A 20407-nucleotide genomic window follows, 5' to 3' on the forward strand; every position below is an offset into this window, starting at 1 on the left:
TCCCCGGATGCAGGAAAGGAGCCGGAACGAATGAAACCGGAAGAGCGCCGGCGGTTCGTTCCGTTCGGCTACAAGCTGATGCTCTCGTACGCGCTCTGCATTCTCGTGCCGGTGATTATTGTAGGCTCTTTTGCGGTGTCTACGCTGGTCAAATCCGTGCGCGAACAGGCCGAGAGCAGCGTGCAGGGCACGATGAGGCAGATCAGGGACAATATCCAGTACAAAATCGAGGATATGAGACGGCTGACGGATATGCTCTACGGGGATACGACGTTGGCCAAGCATTTGAAACATTACGACGAAGGCTGGGTCAGCTACGAAGCGACGACCGGCTACCTGCTTCCCAAAATGATGCAGACCATTCAATCGAGCAGCCTTCGGCTGTGGCTTTCGGTTTATCTGCACAACGAGACCCTGCGGGAAGTGTACTATAACCACGACAATATCGACCCTTTAATGACGGTGGGAAAACTTTACGAGCTCTATCATATGAAACGGATCAAGGATGCGGACTGGTACAAGAGCTTCGCGCCCGAGCGCTACGGCACGACGATGCAGTGGCGGCAGATTGAGGACGATGCCAAGTTTAGCCGGCTTTCTTTGCTGCGCCGGATCGTGGACACGACGAACGGGGTGGAGCTGAGAGAGATCGGCTTTATCCGGGTGTCCGCCCATCTGCAGGATCTTTTTGAAAGTGTGGATTACACGAAAGTCGGGGAAGGCAGCGCCATTTACATCGTCGGTCCCCAGGGTGACATCCTTTATTCGTCGGCGGCCGATCCAAACATGACGGGCAAGACATGGAATGAATCGTGGACCCGGAATCATCTCGTGCTGCGCCAGCCCCTCGAAGGTCTGGACTGGAGCGTGGTTTCGCTCGTTCCGACGGCGATCATGGAAAAGGATGCGGACAAAGTGCGGATGCTGACGGCGATCGTGTGCCTGATTTCCGTGCTGGTTATTTTTTTCGTAGGCTGGATGTTTTCGAGGTTTTTCTCCAAAAGGGTGACCAAAATCGTCTCCGTCCTGCATGCGTTCAGGGAAGGGGAATTCCGGAAGCGGATGGCATACGAAGGGCGGGACGAATTCGCTCAGATCGCTGCCGCGCTGAACGATATGGGACAGCACACGGAGGGACTCATCCGCGAAGTCTATCTCACGAATCTTCAGAAAAAAGAGGCGGAGCTGGAATCGCTGCAGGCGCAGATCAACCCGCACTTTCTGTACAACACCTTGTCGTCGATCAGCCGTCTGGCCCGGTTCGGCGATATCGACAAGCTTCACCGGATGGTGATCGGACTGGCGAAGTTTTACCGGCTGACGCTCAACGACGGACGCACCTTCATCCCGCTGAGCAAGGAGCTGGAGCAGGTCCAGGCTTATGTGGACATTCAGTCGATCAAGTACGGCGACCGCATGGAAGTTCTCTTCGATATCCAGCCGGAAGTAAACCGGTACGATACGGTGAAGCTCATCGTGCAGCCTTTTATCGAGAATGCGCTTCAGCATGCCTGGTGCGGCGATCATATTCACATCCGGATCAGCGGGGAAATCATCGGCGGCGACATTCATCTGAAAATCATCGATGACGGCAACGGTATCCCGCAGGACCGATTCCGCAAGCTTTTCGATCCGCTGGACGAGGTGGAATCCGGCTACGGCATCCGCAATGTGGACCAGCGGATCAAGCTTCATTTCGGCAAAAAGTACGGCGTCTCGCTGGCCAGCCGGCCCGGAATCGGTACCGCCGTGCTGCTGCGCATACCGACCTACAAGCACAAGAAGAACCGAGAGTAACCTTGCTAAAAAAGCTCCCGTCCTGCATAAGCAGAGCGGGAGCTTTTGGTATAGGGGCAGGCAGCGCAAGCAAAGCGGCCTCTATGAGCGGCAGAGGCTGACTTCGCACGTCGGTTCACGTGTCCGTTTGTATCAAGGGCGGACAGAGGCTGGGCCTCTCGCTGCGGTGCGCACCGCAGTAGGCGTAAGGCGGCGCTTACGGCGAGGATGGAGCGGTCACTTGAGCCGATGTCCGGCTTTTCGTGCACGCGGATACGAAACTCCGGCCTCCGCCGGCAATGCGACGGACAAGAGACGGGCCAGGACTGCGAGGAGACGCCGTAAGAACGCCCCTTCTGCCCCGGAGCATCAGCCCAGCAGGCGGAAGGCCTCGTCGGCCGCCTGCAGCGTGCGGGCCACGTCTTCGTCGGTGTGCGCGGTGGTCAGGAACCACGCTTCGTACTTCGACGGCGCAAGATTGATGCCGCGCTCCAGCATGAGCCGGAAGAAGCGGCCGAACCGCTCGCCGTCCGTGTCCTGCGCCTCGTCGTAGTTCGTGACCGGATGGTCGCAGAAGTGCGTCGAGATCGCCCCCGCGATGCGGTTCACGGTCAGCGCGACGCCGTGGCGGGAGGCCGATTCGCGGAGGCCGTCCGCCAGCTTCGCGCCGAGCTGCTCGAGGCGCTCGTACGTGCCGGGCTGTCTCAGCACCTCGAGGCAGGCGATGCCGGCGGAGATGGAGGCGGGGTTGCCCGCCATCGTGCCGGCCTGATACGCAGGTCCTAGCGGAGCGACCTGCTCCATCACTTCCTTACGGCCGCCGTAAGCGCCGATCGGCAGCCCGCCGCCGATGATTTTGCCGAGCGCCGTAAGGTCGGGCTCGATCTCCTCGGGCCGGCTGTTCAGGCCCGCGTAGGTTTGCGCCGTTCCGTAATGGAAACGGAACGCGGTAATCACCTCGTCGTAGATGACGAGGGAGCCGTTTGCGTGCGCGGCGGCGCAGAGCCCTTCAAGGAAGCCCGGCTTCGGCATCACCATGCCGAAGTTGCCGACGATGGGCTCGACCATCACCGCGGCGATGTCGTCGCCCCAGCGCGTCAGGGCTTCTTCCAGTGCCGGAATGTCGTTGAACGGCACGGTGATGACCTCCTGCGCGATGGAAGCGGGCACGCCGGCGCTGTCGGGCGTGCCCAGCGTGGACGGGCCGGAGCCCGCCGCGACGAGCACGAGATCGGAATGGCCGTGGTAACAGCCGGCGAATTTGATGATCTTCGTGCGGCCGGTGTAAGCCCTCGCCACGCGGATGGTCGTCATGACGGCTTCCGTGCCGGAGTTGACGAAGCGGACTTTGTCCAGCGACGGGATGGCTTCTTTCAGCATGCGGGCGAAGGTGATTTCGAGCTCCGTTGGAGTGCCGTACAGCGTACCGCTGCGGGCGGCGCGGATGATCGCTTCGGTGACGTGCGGATGGGCGTGTCCCGTAATAATCGGTCCGTAAGCGGCGAGATAGTCGATGTATCGGTTATCGTCCTCGTCCCAGAAGTAGGCGCCTTCCGCACGCTTCATAAATACGGGAGCGCCGCCTCCGACCGCTTTGAACGAACGGGAAGGGCTGTTGACTCCGCCGACAATGTGCTGGAGCGCTTCTTCGTGGAGCTGTTCGGAACGTGTATGATTCATGGCTTTGTAACTCCTTTGTTTATGTAGTTAGATCGTGTCTTCTATAGCCTATCACCGAATGGCGGGGGCCGGGAAGAAAAATAACGTGCCGTCTCCCGGGAGGAGACGGTCACGTTAGAAAGCTTTACTGCCTGGTGTTCTTGCTGGTGCCGGAGGTTCCGGCAGTTCCGGAAGACGAGCTGCTTCCCGAGCCCGAGCCGGTGCCGGTTCCTGTGACTGTGCCTGCTGCGGGAGCGTCCGTCATGCCCTCGAATACATCGTCAATGTAGCGCTTGAGCTTCGTCTTGTCGACGGAGAGGACCTGTGCCCCGTTGATTCTGCGTTCGACGACCAGGTTTTCCGGCGGCAGCTGGATGCTCTGAATACCTTTGGCTCTCGCGTCGAAGGCAAGCCCGCCGAGTTTGACCATATCTCCGAACGACATGTTCGTATTGATGTAAGGCTCCATGCTCTTCAAAATAGAAGGTAGTTTAAGAATGGACTGCGTGCTCTGCATCTTATCGGCTACGGCCGTCAAAAATTTGCGCTGGCGTTCCGTACGGGCGTAGTCCGACTGGGCGTCGTGGCGGAACCTGACATACTGCAGAGCGGTCTGGCCGTCCAGATGCTGCATGCCCTTTTTCAAATTAATATCGAATACGTGTCCGTCCGCGGCATCCGTATACTTCATGTCCTTCTCGACTTCGAGGTCGATTCCGCCGACGGCGTCCACTAGGGCGATAAACCCTTTGAAATCCGTGTACAAGTAGTACTGGATCGGAATCCCGGTCAGCTCGCTGACGGTTTTCATCGCCAGATTGGGCCCCCCGATAGTAAAGGCCGAGTTAATGCGCCCTTCGTCGTTGCCGGGGATCTTGACCCAGGTATCCCGGAGGATCGACATCAGGGAGGCCTTTTTGGTCACGGGATCGATGGAGGCGATCATGAGCGTATCGGAGCGCGGCGGCTCCCCGTTCTCTACGCCCCTGGAGTCCGCGCCGAGCAGAAGCACGTTCACACGCCCGGTTCCCTCCCAGACCGGAGGCTTATAGTCGTCCCCCTGGTACTTCTTATCGAATCCTTGGATTGTGTCTTTATTGTTAATGTTATCGGCGAAGCTGTATATGCTGTAAGCAAAATAGCCTGCGGTGCAGATCAGGGCGAACAGGATGCCGACAAAGAGCATCCGCCACGGTCTGACCCGTCTTTTTTTGGCCTTTGGCATGTGAGTTCCTTCCCTTTCCTTAAATAAAAGTAGGCGTTATCTGTACATGATTAACTGGATATCCGGCTGCTGAAACAACGCTTTCCGATTCCCGCTTTTTTGTATCCTGACGGCGCCCGGGTGTGTTTACAAAAAGCTCATTTGTTGTATGATGAGGGGTGGGGAACGGCGAACTCATGTATTTCATTATAGGGGCAACTTCTTCTCCGCCGCAAGTTACACATGAATTCACAGGGCTTTCAAACTTTCCCAGTCTAACTAAACAGCAGGAGGAAAACATGCCAGCTATCGAAGTGAAAGATCTCCGCAAAGAGTTTCGCGTGCAGAAAAGCAGAAGCGGGCTCAAAGGAGCGTTTCGCGATCTGTTCGACCGTGAATATAACCAGGTTACGGCCGTTAAAGATATCAGTTTTGAAATCCCCGAGGGAGAGATTTGCGGATATATCGGAGAGAACGGCGCCGGCAAATCTACGACGATCAAAATGCTCACGGGCATTCTCGTTCCCACTTCGGGCCATCTTCAGGTGAACGGATATATCCCTTACAAGGACCGAGAAGCTTTCGTCAAAGGCATCGGGGTCGTTTTCGGCCAGAGGAGCCAACTGTGGTGGGATATCGGCGTCATCGAATCGTTCCAGTTGCTTAAGAAAGTATACCGGGTTCCGGAAAACGACTTTAAAGCGCGGCTGGACGAGCTGTCCGACCGGCTCCAGCTCGGCGAGCTGCTCAGCCGGCCGGTCCGGAAGCTGAGTCTCGGTCAGCGGATGCGCTGCGAGCTTGCGGCTTCGCTGCTGCACAACCCCGCGATCGTTTTCCTGGACGAGCCTACGATCGGGCTCGATATCGTCGTGAAAACCGAGATCCGCGAGTTCCTGAAATCGCTGAACCAGCGCTACGGGACGACCATCCTGCTTACAACGCACGATCTTCAAGATATCGAAGCTCTTTGCTCGCGGGTCATTATGCTGGATGACGGGCGCATCATATACGACGGCGGGCTCGATCAGCTGAAGGAAACGTGGGGCAAAGGCAAGGAAGTGGTGCTGCAGTTCAACGACCCGGTGCCGCTGGAAAATCTGAAGCTGCTCACGGAAGGCCTGGATGTGACCTGGGAGCAGGACAGCGCGCTGGACGCCCGTGTGCTTATCCCGCAGCGGAGCGCGAACGTGTCCGACGTTCTGGCGCGGATCGTCGGTGTCGTCCAGATTGCGGATATACGCATCCTGGAGACGAATACCGACGATATCGTCCGCGAGATTTACAAATCCGGTTCGGCCGAAGCCCGGAAGCCGTCCGTGCCGGAAGCGGGGAAGCCGGGCAGCGGGGCCGAAGAGGATAAAGGAGCGGTGCCGCATGTATAAGGCTTATGTGGAGCTGATCCGCATCCGATTCATAACCATGCTCGCCTACCGGGTGAACTATTACAGCGGCATTCTAGTATACGCGCTCAACATCGGTTCCTACTACTTCCTGTGGAAGGCGATCTACGGCAGTCAGGAAACGCTTGGCGGACAGACACTGGGACAGATGACGACGTATATCGTGGTGTCCTGGATGAGCCGCGCTTTTTACTTCAATAACTTGGACCGGGAAATCGCGAATGAAATCCGGGACGGGAGCGTCGCGATCCAGTTTATCCGTCCTTACAATTATGTCGTGTACAAAATGATGCAGGGCCTCGGAGAAGGCTTGTTCCGGCTTCTTCTGTTTACGACGCCGGGTCTTGTGATTGTCTCACTTTTGTTCCCGGTCGAGCTGCCGACGGATATTTCCTTGTGGCTCGTCTATCTGCTCATGCTGCTGTTTGCTTTCTTAATCAATTCCCAGATTAATATTATGACGGGATTGTCTGCGTTTTTCCTGGAAAACAGTGAGGGTATGATGCGGATGAAGCGGGTGGCCGTCGATCTGTTCTCCGGGCTGATTCTGCCGATCACCATGTTCCCCGGCTGGACGGCGAAGCTTCTGGAATGGCTGCCGTTCCAAGCCATTACGTATTTGCCCGGTTCGGTGATTACCGGCAAAATGACCGGAAGCGCCGTATGGCAGGCGGTTTCGATTCAAGTCATCTGGTTCGTCGCGCTTCTTGTGCCGATTGCCTTCATGTGGCATAAAGCAAGAACCCGGCTGTTCGTGCAGGGGGGTTAACGCATGTTCTATTTATCGCTTATTCTGGATTACTTGAAAAATTATTTGAAAACCAGGCTGACCTACCGTTCGGATTTCTGGATCGAGGTCGTTTCGGATTTGCTGTTCAACGGGTTGAACCTCGTGTTTATTCTCGTCGTTTTCCAGCAGACCGCGCTTCTCGGAGACTGGAACCGCGATCAGATTTTGTTCATATACGGCTTCTTTATGATCCCTTACGGATTATTCTCCACGATTTTCAACCTGTGGAATTTCAGCGAACGCTATATCGTCAAAGGGGAAATGGACCGTATTCTGACCCGCCCGGCCCACAGTCTGTGGCAGGTTATGCTGGAGAACATGGACCCGGCATCCCTGTTCAGCGCTCTCGCCGGACTGGTTGTGATGATCTACTCGTGGGTCCAGCTCGATCTGCCCGTTCACTGGAGCGATCCGTTAGTGATGCTGATGATGGTTGTGTCCGGCGTGCTGATTTACGGCGGCATTTACGTCTCGCTGAGCGCGCTTGCGTTCTTTTCCGATTCGCCGACAGGCATCATGCCTCTGATCTGGAACATCCAGAACTACGGGCGGTATCCAGTTACGATTTACAACAAGCTGCTGCGCGGTATTCTGACCTGGATCTTGCCGTTCGCTTTCGTCGGCTTTTATCCGGCGGCTTATTTCCTGGACCCGCTCAACTGGAAGGGTGTTGCCCTGCTGACACCGGTTGTGGGCATTGTTTTCATTACGATCGGCCTAAGCGTGTGGAACATCGGGGTCAAGCGCTACCGGGGGGCAGGGTCCTGATTCGCCTGGTGAAAAGAAGCCCCCATAATTTTCAGGTTGCTTTCAGCAAAGTTTTAGGTTCCGCTAAGCTTCGCGTAAAAGTTCCGTCATAACTTCTGCCTATACTTGGGATGTAGCATAAACAAGCCCCCATTTGAAAGGTGGAAATAGGAATGAATAAAACCCGCAGCAAATTGATGGTATCCACGTTGGCCGCAGCACTTCTGCTCGGCGGAGGAGCGGCTCTTTCCAGTCAGGTATTCGCTGCCGACAGCACGGATTCGGGTCAAACGTCGACACAGCAATCGGCTCCGTCCAAGCATGACGGCAGGGACCGTAAGTCCTTCGGACAATTCGGCGGCCCGGGATCTTACCTGAAAGACGCGGCAACGGTTCTCGGTCTTGAGGAGAAGGCCTTGATCACCGAGCTGAAAGCGGGCAAGTCCCTGGCTCAGCTTGCCGAAGCCAAAGGCATCAGCCAAGCGGATTTGGTGAAGAAGCTGGTGGAAGCCTCCACGAAAGAGATTGACGCCAAAGTAACCGAAGGCAAAATCGACAGCACAAAGGCAGCCGAACTGAAAGCCAACCTTGAGAAACGCATCGAGAAAGCCGTTACGGTTACCGGCATGCAGAACTTCAAAGGCGGCAAACACGGCCGTGAAGGCGGCTTTGTAAACCCGGAGAAGCTGGCGGCTATTCTCGGCATAACCAAGGAAGAGCTGAAAACGCAGCAGGAAGCCGGTAAAACCGTCGCCGAGATTGCGGCCGCCAAAGGTATCACCAGAGAGCAGCTGCTCGAAAAGCTGAAAACGGAGCTGACTCCTTCGCTGGAGAAATTTATCGATGCGAAGAAGGGCGATAAGCCTCAGAAGAAAGATCAGAAACAAGCCCAAACGGAGCAGGCCGAGTAAGAACGGCAGTATAGGATACTGCGGCAGGCAGGGAATGAAAGAAAGACCGGCAGCGGACAACGCTGCCGGTCTTTTTGCGTAACAGGCTAGAACTCGATTTCCAATGAATCCGCTGGATGAGTATAATGGTAACTAATGCAAAAAAGATGAACCGAAGGAGGCGCACGAGATGAGTATAAACACGGGACAGCAAGCACCGGATTTCGAACTGCCGGCGAACAACGGGCAGCAAGTGAAATTGTCCGATTTTAAAGAAAAAAAAGTGGTCTTGTATTTCTATCCGAAGGACATGACGCCGGCCTGCACGACCCAGGCTTGCGATTTCCGGGACAAGCATCCGGAATTCGAGTCTTTAAACGCCGTTATTCTGGGCGTCAGCACGGATTCCCTGAAACGGCACGAGAAATTTATCGACAAGTACAGTCTGCCTTTCCTGCTGCTGGCCGATGAAGACCACGCGGTATCCGAGATCTACGGGGTCTGGAAAGAGAAGAGCATGTACGGCAAGACGTTTATGGGTATCGAACGCTCGACGTTTCTCATCGACGAAGAAGGCGTCCTTGTCAAAGAATGGCGCAAGGTCAAAGTCAAAGGTCATATTGAGGAAGCGCTGACTTATCTGAAGGAACACTAAGGCGGTTTTGAAGAAACCCGCTTATATACTTAGACAGCGGGAGCGGAGAAAAGGACGGAAATTTACACGTCCACCCACCGCTGGCGCTCATGGCTTTGCAGAACCGCTTCGACGATTCTCATGACACCGCAGGCCTGATTGAAGGTAGCGAACTTCGAACTGGTTTCGTCCGTCTTCCGCGCTTTGCGTTTGCCGATGAGAGAGTAGTAGTCGAGCAGCAGGTTTTTAAGCGCATCGGGCCAGCCTTCTTCATGCCCCCCGGGATAATGGGTGATGGAGGCGGCCTGGGAGCTCATCAGGCTGGCATCGCGCATCTGGATCTGATTGGGCACATCACGGGAGCCGATCCACAGCCGGTTCGCTTCCTCCTGATCCCAACGCAGGGCGCCTTTTTCGGCGGAAATTTCGAAATACAGCTTGTTTTTGCGGCCGGGACTGACCTGGGAGATGCAGAAGACGCCTTTGGTGCCGTCCTCGAACCGGACCAGAATGGACCCGAAATCCTCCGTGTCCACCTCAACGCGTTCGCAATCCTCCGGCTTGGGCGCCGCGTTCGTGAACGTGGCCTGCTCGTCCTTGGGCTTAAACCGTACGGGATGGACGATTCCGAGGTCCGCGAACACCGACACGATCCGGGTGCCCAGCACGTACTGGACGGTATCGCACCAATGGGAGCCGATGTCCGCCACCGCCCGCGAAGGCCCGTTCAGGCGCGAGTCCATGCGCCAGTTATAATCCGTCTCGTACAGGAGCCAGTCCTGGAGGTAGCCGCCCAGCACATAGTGCGGCTTGCCGTATGTCCGGGAAGCGATCTGCTGTTTGATTTCCTCGACGAGGGGATAGTGGCGGTAGATGAACGCCACGCCGGCGACGAGACCTTTTTCCCGCGCAAGCTTCTGCAGTTCATCCGACTCCTCGACGGTAACGGAGAGCGGCTTTTCGGACAAGACATGTTTGCCGGCAAGCAGAGCCGCCTTATTGAACGTGTAGTGCAGATGATTGGGCGTGCAGTTGTGTACAACGTCGATATCCGGATCATGGATAAGCTCCATCGCATCCCCGTAATACATGGGAATCCGGTAGCGGGCCGCCGCTTCCTCCGCATGCGACAGTCTGGAAGAAGCAACCGCGACGACTTGAACCGAAGGCACCCGCTGGAGGGCCTCGATATGGGCCATGGCCGAGAATCCGGTCCCGATCACGCCGACTTTAATATCTCCCATTCGTTTCACCTCGTTAATTAGTCTGGTATTCATCTGGTTTGCGGTTAACTGCGCTAATGTTTAGCTCCCTGGAACAGGCGACAGGTTACAGATTAAGCTTTTAATCTGCTTTTACCCCAAAAAGCGCCGGATTGATTGATGAACTGAAAAATTTCGGAAACCGGAGGACTTTTATGGAAGCGGTCATACGTGAAAAATTAAAAGAAATCGAAGAGAACGAGCAGGTAAAAGTCTTGTTTGCCGTAGAGTCGGGAAGCCGCGCCTGGGGGTTTCCTTCCAAGGACAGCGACTATGACGTGCGGTTTGTTTATGTCCGCAGACCGGAGTGGTACCTTTCCATCGACGACAAAAGAGACGTGATCGAAGTGCCGATCAACGATATGCTCGATATAAACGGCTGGGACATCCGGAAGGCGTTGAAGCTGTTCCGCAAATCGAATCCGCCCCTTATGGAATGGCTGATTTCGGATATCGTTTATCAGGAAGCATACGGTTTCAAGGAAGAGATGCTGCGCCTCCGCAGTGAAGTGTTCTCGCCCAAGGCGTCCCTTCATCATTACCTGAGCATGGCGAAGGGCAATTTCCGGGAATATCTCCAGAGGGACCAGGTCCGGATCAAAAAATATTTCTACGTGCTCCGTCCGATTCTGGCCTGCAAATGGATCGAGGAAAACGATACGAACCCGCCTATTCTTTTTCAGGAGCTGGTAGATAGGCTTCTGCCCGAATCCGGGTTGAGAGATCAGATCAATGAGCTTTTAAGGAGAAAAATAGCCGGGGATGAGCTGGACCTGGAAGCGAGGGTCGAGGAGATTCACGCATTCATCGGCAAAGAGATCGAACATCTGACCCAGGTGGCCGCGGCAAGCAAGGCGGAGCTGGCGGACCCGACGCCCCTGCTTGACGATGTATACCGCCGTTATTTAACTCTCGTCTGGAAATAAACTGCTAGATTTTACGAATCCGCATAGCGCTTATTCACAAGAGCTTGGCGTCAGCCGGGCTCTTTTTTGCGCGCAAAAAGCATACCACCGGCAACTCTCTCATATACTCTATCAGCAGCCAAATGATTGAAAAATGCGGAGGGATTGTCATGCTGAAAACGAAGTTCTCCCACTTTCGCTTCACCCGGATCGCACTCATCCTTCTCCTTATTATCGTTGTATTCCCGTCCATACAGCCTGCGCACAGAGCTTATGCGGCCAATGCGGACAGCGGCCCGGCAGAGAGTATTTACGAAGCGCTTATAAGCGGCGATAAGGTCGCCTCGGACCGGACCTACGCTGCTCCCGATAAACCAACGGTCTATTTGACGTTCGACGACGGACCGAGCAAATATACACCGGAAGTGCTGGATATTTTGCGAAAAGAAGAAATCCCCGCCACATTTTTTGTCGTCGGTGAGCATGTGGAGGAAAATCCGAAGCTGGTCAAGCGGATTGTCTCCGAAGGCCACGCGCTTGGCAACCACAGCTATGATCATACCTACAAGAAGCTGTACTCGGATTACAAAGGCTTCTGGAAGCAGGTCGAGCAGACCGACCGGGCTATCGAGAAAGCGGCCGGTTTCCGGACCGGTTTGATGCGGGCGCCCGGCGGAACCGCCGAGAATTTCGATGCCTTCTACTTTTACTACATGAAGGAAGCGGGCTACACGCTATACGATTGGGATATCGACAGTGAGGACTCCAAACGGACTGGCGTTCCCGCGGCGGAAATTATCCGTTCGATCCGTAAAGCTCCGCTCAAGCATGAGCTGACGGTTTTGTTTCATGATGGGACCGGGCACAAGGAAACGGTAAAAGCGCTCCCGGAAGTTATCCGGTACTTCAGGGACAAGGGCTACGCTTTCGCGAAGCTGGACGATCGGGTAAAGCCCGCGCAGTTCCCCGTTCGCAAAGCCGGGCGGTGGCACCGGAGCGCACCCGGCGAAGCGGAATTCGCCCGGACGGCCGCGGCGATGAGAGACTGGGCCGCTTCCGCTTCCGTTTCCGGCGGCCGAACGCCGGTTCCGTCCGGTGAAGAAACGGCCGTGGGGGCGGGCTCCGTCCGGCACCGGCAGACGGAACCCCGGCTTCCTCTGACGCTGATCGTAGACGGTAGAAGAACGGTGCTTCCCCCCGAGCTGGCTCTTTTCCGGGAGGAGCGGCTCGAGGTGCCGCTGCGGGTGCTTGCGCAGCAGATTGGGGCCAGGGTCAGCTGGGACCAGGCGGCTTTGACGGCTAGCGTCGACTATGGGTTCACCCGGCTGGACTACAATCTGCGCGACTACACCTTGTCGGTGCACCTATGGGCCAGGATCACGGCGGTCTATCATCTGCCCAATATGCGTCTTCTCGAAGGGAGTCTCTATGTCCCTTTGAGGAAGACCGTAGAGCTGCTGGGCGGCGACATACTAGACTATCACGCGGACAAAAGTGGGAGAGAAGTGACGATTTCCGGCGGGACCGCTCTTTTTTCTAGCAAACTGTAAGTCTATTTCCATAGAGAACGGGGAACACTGGGAATATATCATTTCACTAGGAGGCTTTCCCCGTGATTTCCAATCGGACGTTCTTATTTGACCAGCCCCATACTCTTCTTCAAAAAGTAGTCGATCAAGTCGCCAAAGTCGTTGTCGGCAAACGGGATGCCATCGAGAAAAGCGTCATTGCCATGCTGTGCGGAGGCCATGTTCTTCTGGAAGATGTGCCGGGCGTAGGCAAAACGCTGCTTGTGCGCAGTCTGGCGGCCACTATAGGCTGCGGCTGTAAAAGAATTCAATGCACGCCGGATTTAATGCCGTCGGATATTACGGGAGTTTCCGTATTCCAGCCGCAAACCGCCGCATTCGAATTCAGACCGGGGCCGATTATGAATCCGGTCGTTCTGGCCGATGAACTGAACCGCGCGCTGCCCAGGACACAGGCGGCTTTCCTGGAAGCGATGGAGGAGCGCAGCGTAACCGTGGACGGTGTCACCTACGAGCTTCCGAAGCCCTTCCTGCTGCTGGCCACGCAAAATCCGCTCGATCATGAAGGGACGTACCCCATTCCTGAAGCGCAATTGGACAGGTTCCTGATGAAGCTGTCGCTGGGCTATCCGGAGCACGGGGACGAAGTCGGCATGCTGGAGCAGCAGCTTCAGCGGCGTTCACCGGACAGCTTGAGGCCTGTTTTGCTGCAGGAAGAATGGGTGCAGCTGCAGAACGAGGCCGCCACGGTCAACGTCGACGAGTCCCTGCGCGAGTATATCGTAAGCCTCGCCGGGGCCACGCGGAGGCATCCCGATCTGCGGCTCGGGGCCAGTCCACGTGCATCGGCGGCCTTGATGCGGGCCGCTCAGGCCAGAGCGCTGATGCAGGGCCGGCGCTACGTCGTGCCCGACGACATCAAATGCCTGGCCGTGCCCGTTTTCGCCCATCGGCTGCTGCCCTCGACCGACGCGCTTATCGGCGGCAGGACCCCGCAGGCTGCGGTGGAAGCGGCTGTCGCTTCCGTGCCGATTCCCGTGCTGCGTTTTGCGGCTGTCCGCTAGGAGGACGCCATGATGAAATCTTGGCTGAATCTGGCGGGAACCGTCGCGGGAGCGGTAGGGGCGCACGTTCTTTACCTCGCTGCCGGGGGACTGGCTCCCCTGATCATCGAGTGCCTGCTCTGGGCGAATGCGGTCTCCGGCGCTTCCGTCCTTTTCTTCACGCTTAACGGGGCCGAGGTTTCCCGCAGGCTCGGGGCGCCCCGGATTTTTGCCGGTCGGAACGCGGAAGTGAAGCTTGAAGTGACCCAGCGCTCTCTGCTGCCCGTATGCTGGATGGTTGTCCGTGAGTACTGGGTGCAGGAAGGGCAGGGGGTGAGCAGCTGTAAATCGCTGCTTTGTTTTCCATGGACCGCGTCGACTGTCTCACTTTCATACAGCTTGGACGATGTAGGGCGGGGACAATATGTTTTGGAACGGACAGAGCTGCTTTGCGGGGATTTGTTCGGGCTGTTTACCAAAAGGCGCGTCGTGAAAGCGGAAGCCGCCTTTACGGTCTACCCGGCGCCTGAATCATTCGGGCTGCGTGGAGTGCCGGGTGCGGAAAGCGAAAGCCGGGGAAAGCCGTCCCGGCTCCTCCGTACAACCGGCGTGTCGGCCGGCGTACGAGCCTATGCCGCGGGAGATCCTCTGTCATGGATCGACTGGAAAGCGACCGCCCGTAGAGGCTCGCTGCAGACGCAGGTGCGTTCCGGGGCCGTTAAGCCGTCCCGGATTATCGTGCTCGACACGGACCCGGGCTGCGGGGGAGTGGACACCGGGTGCGAATGCGTGCATTCGGCGGGCAAGGGCGGGGAAGGCCGGAAGAGTGCAAGAAGCGCAAAAAAAGGCCGGAACGGAAGCGAAGACCGAAGCGGTATCAGCAGGAAAAGCGATAGATCCCGGGAAAACGCCTGGGGTGAGAAGTCCGGCAGTCCGGCCTGGACATTAGTTCCAAATTCGGCAAACCGGAACTACCTAGATGGAACGGATGAACATCCGCGGGCAAACCGCCGACTTGCTTTCGGCAAAAGCAGACATATCCGCGGCAAGCACGCGGCATCCGGCCCATGTGGCCTGGGACAGGCCATGCTGGAGAAACGGATCCGTCTTGCCGCCTATGCCGTCCTTGAACCGGATACGGGAACCGGCGGGATCGTTACGGGGACCTCCTTCCGGGAAAGGGCTGTACTTGCTCAATCGGCGCAGCCGTACAGCTTTCCCGGGTTCCAGGGTGCGTCCTCGTTCGACCCGGATGACGGCGCTCCGGTTCCATTTGCAAACGCGTCTCTGGAACTGCTGGCGGCTGTCCGGGGCGAGACAGGCAAAGGGGTTCACATGCTGCGCAAGGAGCATGCTTCCCAAGGCCCGGGCGTTACGCTGCTCTATCTGACTTCATGTTTGGATGAAGCTCTGATTGTTTGTGCCATGGAGCTGCTTGCGGCAAGACGGCCTTTGCAGATTGTATACGTTTCACAATCGCACATGCTTACGTCTCAGGAGCAAAAACGGCTCTCCGTGCTGCGTGAAGCCGGGGTGGAGACGGCTTGTTTTGCCGCCGCAGAAGATAGATCCGCCGAAGCGCCTGTCGCGGGGTACGGACAGAGGGCGGAAAACTCCGGTTCCGATGTCAATAAACGAACATTTTTCATAAAAAAACATAAAGCAAAACGAATGAAAGTTCCTGCCTCCGCCGAATATTCCGCGGGCATTCAAGAGATGGAGAAGGCCAGCCGAAACACTTATTCGGGGAACGTGTCCCGGTCATCCGGCAGCGATGATTTTTTTAATGAGCATTCGTCTGTCCCTCACAGCATCGCGGGAGATAAAGAGAAGCCGCAAGAGGGAGGGACGGAAGATGCAATCGGTTAAAAATCCGCTTGTTTCACCCTATAAAACAGCGAATTCTGGGACTTTTTCAGGAAGGAACCAAGCCGACAGACGCCTCGTTGAGAAGGAAAATCAAGGAGAAACCTCCCGGACCCGAGACGCCGTGCTAACTGTGATCTGGTATATGCTTCTACTCGAATGGCTGAGTCCGCTTGCTCTCGGAGCTGCCGAATTCCAGCCTCTCGGCATCGCACCTTATGCGGTCATGTTCGGATATTTTCTGCTGATTTCAGCCGGCGTGCGTTCCTTTGCGTTGTTATGGACACTTAAGCTGGCCGGGATTGCCGCCGTTTCGGGCTATCAGTTTCAAAAAGAGCTGTTTCCTTTCGGCCCTTGGCCGGTCCGGCTTTGGGAAACGTTTTTGACTGACCTCGACCATATGGCATCCGGTCAACTTGGTGCACTCAGCGGATTGACCGAATCGCTGCTGTTTTTGTTCGGTGCGGCCGCTTTTATTTCGGCCTCCCATCAACTGCTGCTGCACCGGCAAAACGGGGCCTGGTTTGCAGCCGCAACCGGCGGTTACTTGCTGCTCCTCCAGGTCGGCCTTGGCATCGACACAACGCCCGGGTTGATCCGCACCGGGGCACTCGGACTGCTCCTGCTTGCGGGCCTGACGGTTCCCCGTCTGCGGAGACAATTCGGCGTCTCCGCAACCGGCCGCGGCGGGTCTTTGCCGTGGATGGGCATCAGTGTCCTTGCCGCAGCGGTTTTCTATGCGGCAGGTACCTGGGCAGCGGGCGAAGCCGGATCTGCGGCAAAAATGAAGCCCTTGAGCTTGTCCGCCGTCGCAGACAAATGGGCTGCGTTCACGCGCGGGCACAAGGGCTCAGGCACCGGACAGGCTAACGGCTCATCTTTGAGAATTTCAGGATACGGAGCCGATGATTCCGTGCTGGGCGGTGCGCTGATTTCCGACAGCCGGGTTGTGTTTACCGCCCGGACACCGGTTCTCGCGTATTGGCGCGGAGAAGCCAAAAGCGTCTATGACGGGCGCGGCTGGTCTCAGCCTTCCGGCACGCTCCGTCCGGCATTCCCGGCTTTGTCGGGGCAGGCGGAGTCGGCGGAGTTTTCTACGGACGGCGCGTTGCCCGCAGAAGCTAAAACCGGATCGTCCGCCGGTAACGGACAGTCTGCTGAGGGGAGCATTACGACTTCGGTCGTTCGTAAAGCCCCTGATGCAGCAGCCGTGAAAGGCCCCTACACCCAGGAGGTTACAAGGATTTCGGGGCAGCTGGGGATGCAGCTTTTTGCCGGAGGCGAAGTGTTGAAGCTGGAAGAAGCCACAAATACTTCCGGCCAATCCGTTAAGCCGGAGACCTTTTGGCTGAACAACGAAAGCGGGAAAGTTGCCCTTCCCGCGACGGATGATCCGCTGAAATCCTACCGAGTGACGGTTAAACCGTTTTCATTCGGTAGCGGCTGGTCCATGCCCGATCCGGGCCCGCAAGCGTCCGCGTTTACGCCGGTGAGCGACGCCGAGATCAGAAGCGGGCTGCGCAGCAGCGTGAATGGTACGGGAAGCGTGGGCGAACGCTCCGGCACAGCTGACAGCAGCGAAGTAAATGCGGCGGCTGATAGCCGTACTTCCGCTGCCGGAGGCAACGGCAGCCGCAGTGAAACCGTCGTGGGCGCGGAAGCCGGAAATCCCGAGCGGAACACGCAGGTCCCAGCCGCGCCCGCCGAGCCGGAGCCTGGCGAGCTCGCCGGGTACCTCCAGCTCCCGGAGGGGCTGCCGCAGCGCGTCCGCGACCTTACGGAGCGCGTGACCGCCGGCAGCGGGCAGGATCGCCTCGCGGCGGCGCTCGCCCTGGAGCGGTACCTCCGAACGAGGTATCGCTACAGCATGGACAAGCCGACGCTCCCCGCCGCCGGCGAAGATTTTGTCGACCACTTCCTGTTCGTCGACAAGCTGGGGTACTGTGACCATTTCTCGTCGGCCATGGTCGTGATGCTGCGCGCGGCGGGGATTCCCGCCCGCTGGGTCAAAGGCTTCGCCCCCGGCGAAGCGGGCGAGCGCGGCCCGGACGGCAGCCTGGCGGTTACCGTCCGCAGCCGCGACGCTCACTCGTGGGCCGAAGCGTACATCCCGGGCGCCGGCTGGCTCGCGTTCGAGCCGACGCCCGGCTTCGCGGCTCCGTCCGGCGCCGGAGCCGAGGCCGTGCCCGCAGCCGTCTCCTCGCCGGAAGAGGAGACAGCCGCCGCGGACACGGCTAGCCCTTGGGCAGCGCAGCTGCTGCCCGCACTTGCCCGGGCGGCCGATTCCCCGGCCGCCCGGGGTTCGGCCGTGCTGCTCGCCCTGCTGGGCGCGGCCTGGCTGCTGCGGCGCCTTGTCCCGCGCCGCGCATCCCAGGCGCCGCTGCGCAGGAGCGCGGCGCTCCGCCGCGGTACGGGCAGCACGGCGCTGATGGAGCGGCTGTGGCTGAAAGTGTTCCGCAGCCACGGCCGCCTAGCCCCGCAGCAGACGCTGCGTGAGTACGTCGCCGGACTCGCCGGTCTTGATCCCGGCCGGCGACGTGCGCTGGAGGAATTTGCCGTTTTGTATGAGGAAGTCCGCTATGACCGCAGCGGAGCCGGAATTATCGGCAAGGGGCGCATTTTGGAGCTTTGGAAGCGGATCGAAGGCTAGGGTATGCCTTGATTCATCCGCCTTTGTTATATATAATGATCAAGATTATACTAGGAGGCGGACCATGGATATCCAAAAAACACACGAATTGATTGTCGTTTTAGACTTCGGCGGGCAGTACAATCAGCTGATCGCCAGACGCATTCGCGACCTTGGCGTTTACAGCGAATTGCTCCCTTACAATACTTCGGCGGACAAAATCCGCGAACTGAACCCGAAAGGGATCGTTTTCTCGGGCGGACCGGTTAGCGTATACGGGGAAGGTTCTCCGGTCGTAGACCCTGCCGTGTATGACCTCGGTATTCCGATCATGGGCATTTGCTACGGCATGCAGATGATCGCACACCAGTTGAACGGTAAAGTGGAACGCGCCGCTACGCGCGAATACGGCAAATCGGAAGTTCAATTCCAGTCTCACAGCCGTCTTGCGAAGAACCTGGATTCCAAGCAAGTGGTATGGATGAGCCACGGCGACCACGTCTGCGATCTGCCGGAAGGCTTCGTTCTTGACGCAAGCACGGAAACTTGTCCGATCGCGGCAATGAGCCACCCGGATAAAAACATCGTGGCCGTACAGTTCCACCCGGAAGTCCGCCACTCGGCGCAAGGCAACGAAATGATCCGCAACTTCATCTTCGATATTTGCGACTGTACGGGCGACTGGAGCATGGAAAGCTTCATCGAAGACACGATCCGCGATATCCGCGAACAAGTCGGCGACCGTAAAGTGCTGTGCGCACTGAGCGGCGGCGTAGATTCTTCCGTTGTGGCCATTTTGATCCACAAAGCGATCGGCGATCAATTGACCTGCATGTTTATCGACCACGGCCTGCTCCGTAAGGACGAAGCCGAGAGCGTGATGGAGACCTTTGTAGGCAAATTCGATATGCACGTTGTCAAAATCGACGCGCGCGATCGTTTCCTCGGCAAACTGGCTGGAGTAAGCGATCCGGAGCAGAAACGCAAAATTATCGGCAACGAGTTTATCCGCGTCTTCGAAGAAGAATCCGCACAGCTGGGCGATTTCGCTTTCCTCGCTCAAGGTACACTGTACACGGATATCGTCGAGAGCGGCACGGCAACGGCTCACACAATCAAATCTCACCATAACGTAGGCGGACTTCCTGAAGACATGAAGTTCCAGCTTGTAGAGCCTCTTAAGGCGCTCTTCAAGGACGAAGTGCGCAAAGTCGGCGAAGAATGCGGCCTTCCGGGCGCCATCGTATGGCGTCAGCCGTTCCCGGGCCCGGGTCTTGCGATCCGTGTTCTCGGCGAAGTAACGGAAGAGAAGCTGAAAATCGTCCGCGATTCCGACGCGATCCTCCGCGATGAGATCGCTAAAGCAGGCCTCGACCGCGAGATCTGGCAGTACTTCACGGCTCTTCCTAACATGAAGAGCGTGGGTGTTATGGGCGATGCCCGGACATACTCTTACACTGTAGGTATCCGTGCAGTCACTTCCATCGACGGCATGACAGCCGACTGGGCGCGTATTCCTTGGGACGTTCTGGAGAAAATCTCCGTACGGATCGTCAACGAAGTGGAAAACGTCAACCGTATCGTTTACGACGTGACGTCGAAACCGCCTGCAACTATCGAGTGGGAATAGCATAAAAAGAGCAAGGCCGGACCCTTCCGAAAGGGCTCCGGCCTTTTTTATCGCCTCCATTCCTCTTCGCCTTACATGGAAAAAATCCCGAACATTAACTCTTTTTTGTCAGTTAAATATTCGTTATTACGTATTGACAAGATCCGATTCGCTTACTAGAATGAAGAGGAATAACAAAATTGAATGCTTTTCGTATAATTCCGGGAATCGGCCCGGAAGTTTCTACGAGGTCACCGTAATGATCTGGCTACGAAAAGAACGTGCAGCCCAGCGGCCTTTGGCGCCTCTTTTTGAAATGGACGATCGCGAATTTGCTCCGGCAAATTAGGGAAGTTTATTTCCAAAGGAAGCGACCGATGACCGGGGGAGCCGCTCTTTCTTGCAACCGGCCCAGGTGATAAAACGTCGCCCGGGCTTTTTGTTGTTCTCATCCAATTTAAGGG

The 20407-nt window shown here is 57.1% G+C and carries 15 protein-coding genes and 1 riboswitch; of the genes, 12 read left to right on the forward strand and 3 right to left on the reverse strand.

Annotated features, from left to right (window positions below; translation table 11 throughout):
- The first annotated feature begins 30 nt into the window (after window positions 1-30).
- Window positions 31-1797, forward strand: a complete 1767-nt coding sequence (locus PCH01S_RS26565) for a sensor histidine kinase (RefSeq protein ID WP_042234955.1) — start codon at window positions 31-33, stop codon at window positions 1795-1797.
- A 348-nt stretch (window positions 1798-2145) separates the two neighbouring features.
- On the opposite strand, the gene PCH01S_RS26570 is transcribed toward PCH01S_RS26565, so the two are convergent.
- A complete protein-coding gene (locus PCH01S_RS26570) occupies window positions 2146-3456 on the reverse strand; it encodes a glutamate-1-semialdehyde 2,1-aminomutase (RefSeq protein ID WP_042234957.1) in 1311 nt (436 codons plus the stop codon).
- A 124-nt stretch (window positions 3457-3580) separates the two neighbouring features.
- Entirely contained in the window at window positions 3581-4660 is a 1080-nt protein-coding gene (locus PCH01S_RS26575) for an LCP family protein (protein WP_084706687.1), read from the reverse strand.
- Window positions 4661-4938: 278 nt separating this feature from the next.
- Here PCH01S_RS26575 and PCH01S_RS26580 point away from each other — a divergent pair, with 278 nt between their 5' ends.
- The 5 genes from PCH01S_RS26580 to bcp all read left to right on the forward strand — a co-directional run bounded on the left by PCH01S_RS26580 (window position 4939) and on the right by bcp (window position 9121).
- Window positions 4939-6021: an ABC transporter ATP-binding protein gene (locus tag PCH01S_RS26580; protein ID WP_042234959.1), complete on the forward strand. Its 1083-nt coding sequence runs from the start codon at window positions 4939-4941 to the stop codon at window positions 6019-6021.
- Complete coding sequence (locus PCH01S_RS26585) at window positions 6014-6808, forward strand: ABC transporter permease (RefSeq protein ID WP_042234961.1); 795 nt, start codon at window positions 6014-6016, stop codon at window positions 6806-6808. The genes PCH01S_RS26580 and PCH01S_RS26585 overlap by 8 nt, the downstream gene beginning before the upstream one ends.
- Before the next feature lie 3 nt (window positions 6809-6811).
- Window positions 6812-7597: an ABC transporter permease gene (locus tag PCH01S_RS26590; RefSeq protein WP_042234964.1), complete on the forward strand. Its 786-nt coding sequence runs from the start codon at window positions 6812-6814 to the stop codon at window positions 7595-7597.
- 152 nt (window positions 7598-7749) lie between these two features.
- Window positions 7750-8487, forward strand: a complete 738-nt coding sequence (locus tag PCH01S_RS26595; RefSeq protein WP_042234966.1) for a hypothetical protein — start codon at window positions 7750-7752, stop codon at window positions 8485-8487.
- A gap of 169 nt (window positions 8488-8656) precedes the next feature.
- Entirely contained in the window at window positions 8657-9121 is a 465-nt protein-coding gene (gene bcp, locus PCH01S_RS26600) for a thioredoxin-dependent thiol peroxidase (protein ID WP_042234968.1), read from the forward strand.
- A 62-nt stretch (window positions 9122-9183) separates the two neighbouring features.
- Here the strand turns inward: bcp and PCH01S_RS26605 are convergent, their stop codons facing one another.
- The gene (locus PCH01S_RS26605) at window positions 9184-10344 is read right to left on the reverse strand and encodes a Gfo/Idh/MocA family protein (protein WP_042234970.1); all 1161 of its coding nucleotides are present in this window, start codon (window positions 10342-10344) and stop codon (window positions 9184-9186) included.
- 173 nt (window positions 10345-10517) lie between these two features.
- Between PCH01S_RS26605 and PCH01S_RS26610 the strand changes: the two genes are divergently transcribed.
- The 6 genes from PCH01S_RS26610 (at window position 10518) to guaA (ending at window position 19964) form a co-directional block, all read left to right on the forward strand.
- Window positions 10518-11288 (forward strand): nucleotidyltransferase domain-containing protein, encoded by a 771-nt coding sequence (locus tag PCH01S_RS26610; RefSeq protein ID WP_042234971.1) that lies wholly within the window; start codon window positions 10518-10520, stop codon window positions 11286-11288.
- A 149-nt stretch (window positions 11289-11437) separates the two neighbouring features.
- Complete coding sequence (locus PCH01S_RS26615; RefSeq protein WP_042234973.1) at window positions 11438-12817, forward strand: polysaccharide deacetylase; 1380 nt, start codon at window positions 11438-11440, stop codon at window positions 12815-12817.
- Between the two features lie 62 nt (window positions 12818-12879).
- Entirely contained in the window at window positions 12880-13860 is a 981-nt protein-coding gene (locus PCH01S_RS26620; RefSeq protein WP_042234975.1) for an AAA family ATPase, read from the forward strand.
- 12 nt (window positions 13861-13872) lie between these two features.
- Complete coding sequence (locus tag PCH01S_RS26625) at window positions 13873-15708, forward strand: DUF58 domain-containing protein (RefSeq protein ID WP_255246870.1); 1836 nt, start codon at window positions 13873-13875, stop codon at window positions 15706-15708.
- A 121-nt stretch (window positions 15709-15829) separates the two neighbouring features.
- A complete protein-coding gene (locus PCH01S_RS30715; RefSeq protein ID WP_241688748.1) occupies window positions 15830-18355 on the forward strand; it encodes a transglutaminase-like domain-containing protein in 2526 nt (841 codons plus the stop codon).
- A 64-nt stretch (window positions 18356-18419) separates the two neighbouring features.
- Entirely contained in the window at window positions 18420-19964 is a 1545-nt protein-coding gene (gene guaA, locus PCH01S_RS26635; protein ID WP_272509988.1) for a glutamine-hydrolyzing GMP synthase, read from the forward strand.
- A gap of 170 nt (window positions 19965-20134) precedes the next feature.
- A riboswitch (purine riboswitch) is annotated at window positions 20135-20234 on the forward strand.
- Window positions 20235-20407: the final 173 nt, after the last annotated feature.

It is taken from the genome of Paenibacillus chitinolyticus NBRC 15660 (genome assembly GCF_000739915.1).
Lineage (GTDB): Bacteria > Bacillota > Bacilli > Paenibacillales > NBRC-103111 > Paenibacillus_F > Paenibacillus_F chitinolyticus.

Bases quoted from the DNA above. Each gene is read 5' to 3' on its own strand.
- PCH01S_RS26575 (WP_084706687.1), bottom strand. From the start codon at position 4,660: ATGCCAAAGGCCAAAAAAAGACGGGTCAGACCGTGGCGGATGCTCTTT.
- PCH01S_RS26615 (WP_042234973.1), top strand. From the start codon at position 11,438: ATGCTGAAAACGAAGTTCTCCCACTTTCGCTTCACCCGGATCGCACTC.
- PCH01S_RS26590 (WP_042234964.1), top strand. From the start codon at position 6,812: ATGTTCTATTTATCGCTTATTCTGGATTACTTGAAAAATTATTTGAAA.
- PCH01S_RS26585 (WP_042234961.1), top strand. From the start codon at position 6,014: ATGTATAAGGCTTATGTGGAGCTGATCCGCATCCGATTCATAACCATG.
- bcp (WP_042234968.1), top strand. From the start codon at position 8,657: ATGAGTATAAACACGGGACAGCAAGCACCGGATTTCGAACTGCCGGCG.
- PCH01S_RS26610 (WP_042234971.1), top strand. From the start codon at position 10,518: ATGGAAGCGGTCATACGTGAAAAATTAAAAGAAATCGAAGAGAACGAG.
- guaA (WP_272509988.1), top strand. From the start codon at position 18,420: ATGGATATCCAAAAAACACACGAATTGATTGTCGTTTTAGACTTCGGC.
- PCH01S_RS26565 (WP_042234955.1), top strand. From the start codon at position 31: ATGAAACCGGAAGAGCGCCGGCGGTTCGTTCCGTTCGGCTACAAGCTG.
- PCH01S_RS26625 (WP_255246870.1), top strand. From the start codon at position 13,873: ATGAAATCTTGGCTGAATCTGGCGGGAACCGTCGCGGGAGCGGTAGGG.
- PCH01S_RS26570 (WP_042234957.1), bottom strand. From the start codon at position 3,456: ATGAATCATACACGTTCCGAACAGCTCCACGAAGAAGCGCTCCAGCAC.
- PCH01S_RS26605 (WP_042234970.1), bottom strand. From the start codon at position 10,344: ATGGGAGATATTAAAGTCGGCGTGATCGGGACCGGATTCTCGGCCATG.
- PCH01S_RS26595 (WP_042234966.1), top strand. From the start codon at position 7,750: ATGAATAAAACCCGCAGCAAATTGATGGTATCCACGTTGGCCGCAGCA.
- PCH01S_RS26580 (WP_042234959.1), top strand. From the start codon at position 4,939: ATGCCAGCTATCGAAGTGAAAGATCTCCGCAAAGAGTTTCGCGTGCAG.